Source organism: Microbacterium sp. VKM Ac-2870 (assembly GCF_015350795.1).
Classification (GTDB): domain Bacteria; phylum Actinomycetota; class Actinomycetes; order Actinomycetales; family Microbacteriaceae; genus Microbacterium.
The window spans coordinates 736,272-742,821 of the sequence record NZ_JADKSH010000002.1 but is presented as its reverse complement, the minus strand read 5'-3'; the positions used below and the strand labels follow the sequence as shown (position 1 = coordinate 742,821).

Genomic DNA, 6,550 nt, shown 5'->3' with positions numbered 1-6,550 from the left:
GTGCACGCTGTTGAGTTCTCAAGGATCGGATGCTCCCACTGCTCGGCCTCTCAGCCTCGCCCGCAGGGCAACTTCTCATTCACGAAGAAAGTCCTTCGCTGTGGTGGTGAAGACAAGCAACCGGCTTCTCAGAAGCCGGTGAGGTGTCTTCACCGAAACTCGCTCCCCCGCGCCGTTTACGACGACATCGGGGAGGGAGGTTCCCATCCTAGACCAGAAGTCCTGTTCTCTCTACCGAGAGGTTTGGGATGGGAGGCGGTTCTCCACTTGAGGGGGCGAGGCCTTCCGGCCCTTCGCTCTTCCCTGTGGGGCGAACAAGTAATAACTTACGCGGATCCCGCCGACCCGGCAAATCGCGCCCGCATCTCGGGCGTGTCGCGCCCGCTCCCCCCGCCGCATGCACGACGACGGCCCCCGCTCCGAGGAGCGAGGGCCGCCGTGAGGGTGAGAGTCGCTTACTGAGCGGCCTTCACGATGTCGAGGAGCTTGGGGCTGTTGGCGTACGCCTCAGCCGCGTTCTCCTTGGTGACGATGACCGGCGGCAGCAGGTAGGCCGGGACCACCTTGACGCCGTTGTTGTACTGCGTCGTGTCGTTGACCTCGGGGCTCTCGCCCTTCTGGAGCGACTGGATCATCTTGATCGTCTGAGCGACGAGCAGCGACGTGTCCTTGTTGATGGTCGAGTACTGCTCCCCCGCCATGATCGCCTTGACCGACTCCGCCTCAGAGTCCTGACCAGTCACGGTGAACTGCGAGATGTTCTTGCCGGCCTGCTTCACCGAGGTGATGATGGCGCGCGCCAGGGTGTCGTTCGGCGAAAGGACGCCGTCGATCGCCGCCGAGGTGTAGTTGGCGGTGAGCAACGAGTCCATCCGGCTCTGGGCGTTCTCGGCCTTCCAGCCCTGGGTGGCCGTCTGCTGGATGTCGGTCTGACCCGACACGACCTTCAGCGTGCCGTCGTCGATCTTCGGCTGCAGCACCTTCATAGCGCCGTTGAAGAAGACCGCCGAGTTGGCGTCGTCGGGCGAACCGGAGAACAGTTCGATGTTCCACGGCGCGCCGTGACCCGAACGCTTCTGCAGACCGTCGAGCAGAGCCTGGCCCTGCAGCTCGCCGACCTTGAAGTTGTCGAACGCGACGTAGAAGTTGACGTTCGGCGTGTTCTCGATGAGTCGGTCGTACGCGATCACCGTGACACCGGCATCCGCAGCCTGCTGGAGCTGCGTACCGAGCTGCTTGCCGTCCTTGGCACCGATGACGATGACCTTCGCGCCATTGGTGATCATCGACGAGATCTGGTTCTGCTGCTCGGCGACCGTGTTGGATGCCGGGGCGTACTGCACGTTCGCCTTGAAACCGGCCGCCTTCAGGCCGTTGTCGAACAGGTCACCGGCGAGCACCCAGTTCTCCGACGTCTTGTCGGGAAGGGCGATGCCGATCGTGGCGTCTGCGGCGAAGCCCGCCGCAGCGCCGGGCGATGCAGACGCATCGCCGCCGCGACCGGAGCTCGAGCAGCCGGTGAGCGCGAGTGCCGTGACAGCGGCCAGGGTGGCTGCTGCAAGAGCGATTCTCTTCATTGATTCATCACTTTCTCTGGTGAGGGTGAGGCGAGTCGGTCCGCGGACCTAGCCCTTGGGAAGGTCGGCCGGCTGGCTCGACTCGTTCGTGCCCGACGTCGGAATGACGGCAGGGACGTCTGTGGTCATCTCGGTGCCTTTGTCACGACGACGCGTGAGCAGACCGATGATGGAGGGGCCGCCGCGTCGCTTGCTGATGACGTCGATGGCGACCGCGAGAAGGAGCACGAGGCCCTTCGTGATCTGAATGGCGTCGGCCTGAGCGCCGATGAGCTGCAATCCGTTGTTGAGGAATGCCATGACCAGACCGCCGATGATGGAGCCGATCACGGTGCCGATACCGCCGGAGACAGCCGCGCCGCCGATGAAGACGGCTGCGATCGCGTCGAGCTCCCAGCCGTTGCCGTCCTGAGGGCCGGAGGCCGTGGCGCGTCCGACGTAGATCATTCCGGCGATGGCCGCGAGCACCGCCATGTTCATCATGACGAAGAAGTCGACGCGACGATCCTTGATGCCGGACAGGGCGGCCGCGAGTCTGTTGCCGCCGACCGCGTAGATGTGGCGGCCGAAGACGGTGTTGTTGGTGAGGAAGGAGTAGATGACCACCAGCACCAGCAGGATGACGCCCGAGATCGGGAAGCTCGTTCCGGGGCGACCAGTCGCGAACAGCCACGCCGCCCAGAGGATGGCGGCCGAGAGGATGACGACCTTGAGGATCGACACCCACACCGGAGCCGAGTCGGCGCCGATCGCGGACTGCTGGCGGCGCAGGCGCCACTCGTTGTAGATGATCCACGCCACGCCGACGAGACCCAGGAGCATCGTGAGCACGTTGAAGTCGACCGCGAGCGGGAGCTCGGGAAGGTAGCCCGAGCCGATGAAGCTGTACTCGGGCGGCACAGGGGTGGTGGTCGACTGTCCGATCCACTGGTTGCCACCGCGGAAGATCAGCATGCCGGCCAGCGTCACGATGAATGCCGGCACGCCCACGTAGGCGACCCAGAAGCCCTGCCAGGCGCCGACGAGTGCGCCAACGACCAGGCCGATGAGGATCGCGACCGGCCACGGCATATTCCACTCGCTCATCGACTGCGCGACGATGATGCCCACGAAGGCGGCGACGGAGCCGACGGAGAGGTCGATGTGCCCCATGATGATGACCATCACCATGCCGATCGCGAGGATCAGAATGTAGGACTGCTGACTGACCACGTTGATCAGGTTCTGCGGCGACAGCGTGGTACCGCCGGTCCAGATCTGGAAGATCACGATGATCAGGATCAGCGAGGCCAGGATGCCGAACTGACGCAGGGAGGAGGTGCTCCCCCCGAACATCTTCTTGATGTCGGCGATGCCGCCGCTTCTCTTGGTGGGAACCGTTTCGGTGCTCATCGCTGTGCTTTCTGTCGTGCGGAGGTCATGCTGCGCATGAGGTTCTCGGGGGTTGCGTCGGCGACGGGCAGATCATCGGTGATCTGGCCCTCGAAGATCGTGTAGATACGGTCGGAGATGCCCAGCAACTCCGGCAGTTCGCTGGAGATGAGGATCACGCCCTTACCCTGTGCGGCAAGCTGCTGGATGATCGCGTAGATCTCGTACTTCGCCCCCACGTCGATACCGCGCGTCGGCTCGTCCAAGATCAGCAGCTCGGGATCGGTGAACATCCACTTGGCGAGGACGACCTTCTGCTGGTTGCCGCCGGAGAGCTTCGAGACACCCACATCGACGCTGGGCGTCTTGATCCGAAGGCGCTTGCGGTAGTCCTCTGCGACGTCGTTCTCGGCGTAGGGGTCGATGACCCCGCGCGGGGCGATCTTCTTGAGCTTGGCGGCGACGATCGAGCGCTTGATCGTGTCGAGCAGGTTGAGGCCCAGCACCTTGCGGTCTTCGCTGACGTAGGCCATGCCGTGGTCGATCGCGGACTGCACGTCCTTGATCGCCACTTCCTTGCCGTCGATGAGGATCTGGCCCGACTCATACGTGCCGTACGAGCGCCCGAACAGGCTCATCGCGAGTTCGGTGCGCCCCGCCCCCATCAGACCGGCGATGCCGACGATCTCGCCGCGGCGCACGTAGAGATTCGAGTGCTTGGCGACGAGGCGCTCGGGGATCTGCGGGTGACGCACGGTCCAGTCGCGCACCTCGAAGAAGACCTCGCCGATGTGCGGCGTGCGGTCGGGGAATCGGCTCTCCAGAGACCGGCCGACCATTCCACGGATGATGCGGTCTTCGTCGACGCCGCCGGAGGCGACGTTGAGTGTCTCGACCGTGCGTCCGTCGCGGATGATCGTGATCGAGTCGGCGATCTGCTCGATCTCATTGAGCTTGTGGCTGATGATGATCGACGTGATCCCCTTGCCCTTCAAGGAGAGGATCAGATCGAGCAGGTGCTGCGAGTCGTCCTCGTTCAGCGCGGCCGTCGGCTCGTCGAGGATGAGGAGCTTGACGTCCTTCGCAAGGGCCTTCGCGATCTCGACGAGCTGCTGCTTGCCGACGCCGAGGTGCTTGACCTGCGTGTCGGGATCGTCGCGCAGGCCGACACGGGCGAGGAGTTCGACGGCCCGCTGTCGCGCCTGAGCCCAGTCGATGACACCACCGCGCTGGATTTCGTTGCCGAGGAAGATGTTCTCCGCAACCGAGAGCTCGGGAATCAGCGCGAGTTCCTGGTGGATGATCGCGATGCCTGCGTTCTCGCTGGCGCGGATGTCGCGGAACTGGACGATCTCGCCGCGGTACCAGATCTCACCGCTGTAGGTGCCGTAGGGATAGACCCCGGAGAGGACCTTCATCAGCGTCGACTTACCGGCGCCGTTCTCCCCGCAGATCGCGTGGACTTCGCCCGTCGCGACGGTGATCGTCACGTTGTTGAGCGCCTTCACACCCGGGAACTCCTTGGTGATGGAACGCATCTCCAGGATCGGCACTGCATCTGCCATCGTGCGCGACCTCCTCGTCGTCGGCTCGTCGTTCTTCATTGATCGGGTGCAATGTGACCGTTCACATCGCTTGAACATCGTGCACCTTCCGAGCGACGTTGTCAATCGCCCGAAACGGCCGTTACCGAAGCGTCACTTTCGCGGTGATGCCGGCGGCGCAGACGACTCTCGGACGACGAGAGACGGCTCCACATTCATGCCCTGAGCGGCATCCTCCGGCACGTCGGGCGCACCGATCGCGCGCAGCAGCGCCGTCATCGCGCGCTCCCCGAGGCCGGCGAACTGCTGGTGCACGGTGGTGAGCGGAGGCCAGCCGTGAGCCGCGAGCGGGATGTCGTCGAAGCCGACGACGCTCACCCGTCCCGGAACGTCCACCCCGACATCGCGGAATCCGTGGATCATGCCGAGGGCCATCGCGTCGTTGGCGACGAAGACCGCCGTGAAATCGAGGCGCCGCGACAGCTCGACCGCCGCGTGGTAACCAAAATCGGCGGTCCAGTCGCCGAGGATGGGCGGCCGTGTGGGCAGGTCGGCATCCGAGAGGGCATGCAGATACCCCTGCATGCGACTCTCCGCTTCGATCCAGTCCTGCGGCCCCGCGACGTGGAGGATCTCGGCGTGCCCGAGAGAGATGAGATGCTCCGTCGCCAACCGTGCGCCCCGCACCTGGTCGTCTGCCCGCTCGGCGATGCCCCGCTCTGCGCTGTGCAGGCCCAGGTACGGGATATCGACGTCCAGCTCGGCGAGCACATCGAACACTCGCACCTGAGGTGCATGGACGATGATCCCCTCCACCGACTGACGGCGCAGATGCTCCACGGCCGCAGCGATGGTCTCCGGCCGCGTGTCGCGAAGATACGCGGAGTTGACCCAATAGCCCCGCTCACGTGCCGCGTCTTCGAGCGCGGCCAGACTGGAAGAGGGGCCGTATTCGCCGCGCGAACCGAGCACGACGCCCAGCGTGTGCGACCGGCTGGTCACGAGGGCGCGCGCTGCCTGGTTGGGCCGGTAGCGCAGCTGCACCATCGCATCGAGAACCCGCTGCTTGGTCTCCGGCCGGATCGAGGGGTGATCGTTGAGAACCCGCGAGACGGTCTGGTAGGACACGTCAGCGGCACGCGCGACATCGCGGATGCTCGCGCTGCGCGCCTTTTCCTCGCCAGCCGACACGGTGCCCTCGCCTTCGATGTGCACGTTCACATTACCGCTCTGCGGCGCGGGCGCCGTCATGCGGGGATCGTCACGTGCGACGGCGCCGGTTGGCCACGATGGCGATGCACAGCACCAGCGTCGCCGCGCCCCAGAGGGCGCAGGCCGGCGGCAGCACACGGTAGGCGAGATGCGCGGCGGTCCACGTGGGTGTGAGCGGTCCGTAGACGAGCAGGCCGATCACCCACGCCGCGACGAGCACGACGGGCAGCGACACCCACCAGAGCCGGCGGACGATCGGCGCCAGGCCCGTCTCGACGTCGGCGGGCGTGCGGCGGCGCAGCCACACGACCGCGGCGATCACCAGGACGATCAGACCGAACGCGCTGGACCCGTACTGCAGCCACTTGAGCCCCATGAGCGGCCCCCAGCGCTCATCGAGCACGGGGAAGAGCCGAGTGCCCCATCTGCCTTCGTGCGTGAAGGCGTCCCAGGCGATATGGGAGGCGACGCCCGCCAGAAGCGACACCAGCACGAGCACCGACGACAGCCACGCCGGACGACGCGACCACCACCTCGGCACTCCCTGTCGGTCCCAGTCGACCGGTAGCCGCTCGGCCAGCCACGACGGTGACAGCGATCGCACGGCGGGACGCAACACGGCGTACCAGAGCACGAGGAGCAACGCCGCGACGAGCGTCGAGACGACGAGGTTCGTGTGCGTCAGCTGGTATGTCAGGGGCGTTCCGCGAAGAAACAGCGGAAGGTCCGGGGTCATCGCGCCGATGGCGATGGCCGCCGCCGGAAGCGGGGTGCGCGCGAACGGCAACGCCACGACGGCGTGCGAGACGGTGAACGGCACGGCGACTCCTTCGGGGCGGATGCCGC

General features: G+C 65.6%; 5 protein-coding genes. All 5 read right to left on the bottom strand.

Annotated features, from left to right (window positions below; translation table 11 throughout):
- Window positions 1–455: 455 nt before the first annotated feature.
- On the bottom strand, window positions 456–1,577 hold the full coding sequence (locus ITJ43_RS07360) for a sugar-binding protein (protein ID WP_194583157.1): 1,122 nt from the start codon (window positions 1,575–1,577) through the stop codon (window positions 456–458).
- A gap of 48 nt (window positions 1,578–1,625) precedes the next feature.
- A complete protein-coding gene (gene mmsB, locus ITJ43_RS07355) occupies window positions 1,626–2,969 on the bottom strand; it encodes a multiple monosaccharide ABC transporter permease (protein ID WP_194583156.1) in 1,344 nt (447 codons plus the stop codon).
- Window positions 2,966–4,513, bottom strand: coding sequence for a multiple monosaccharide ABC transporter ATP-binding protein (gene mmsA / locus ITJ43_RS07350; protein WP_194583155.1), 1,548 nt, complete (start codon window positions 4,511–4,513; stop codon window positions 2,966–2,968). Before mmsA ends, mmsB begins: the two co-directional genes overlap by 4 nt.
- A 132-nt stretch (window positions 4,514–4,645) precedes the next feature.
- Entirely contained in the window at window positions 4,646–5,743 is a 1,098-nt protein-coding gene (locus tag ITJ43_RS07345) for a LacI family DNA-binding transcriptional regulator (protein ID WP_228495492.1), read from the bottom strand.
- Between the two features lie 10 nt (window positions 5,744–5,753).
- Complete coding sequence (locus tag ITJ43_RS07340) at window positions 5,754–6,524, bottom strand: DUF4184 family protein (protein ID WP_194583154.1); 771 nt, start codon at window positions 6,522–6,524, stop codon at window positions 5,754–5,756.
- Window positions 6,525–6,550: the final 26 nt, after the last annotated feature.

Bases quoted from the DNA above. Each gene is read 5' to 3' on its own strand.
- mmsB (WP_194583156.1), bottom strand. From the start codon at position 2,969: ATGAGCACCGAAACGGTTCCCACCAAGAGAAGCGGCGGCATCGCCGAC.
- ITJ43_RS07360 (WP_194583157.1), bottom strand. From the start codon at position 1,577: ATGAAGAGAATCGCTCTTGCAGCAGCCACCCTGGCCGCTGTCACGGCA.
- mmsA (WP_194583155.1), bottom strand. From the start codon at position 4,513: ATGGCAGATGCAGTGCCGATCCTGGAGATGCGTTCCATCACCAAGGAG.
- ITJ43_RS07345 (WP_228495492.1), bottom strand. From the start codon at position 5,743: ATGACGGCGCCCGCGCCGCAGAGCGGTAATGTGAACGTGCACATCGAA.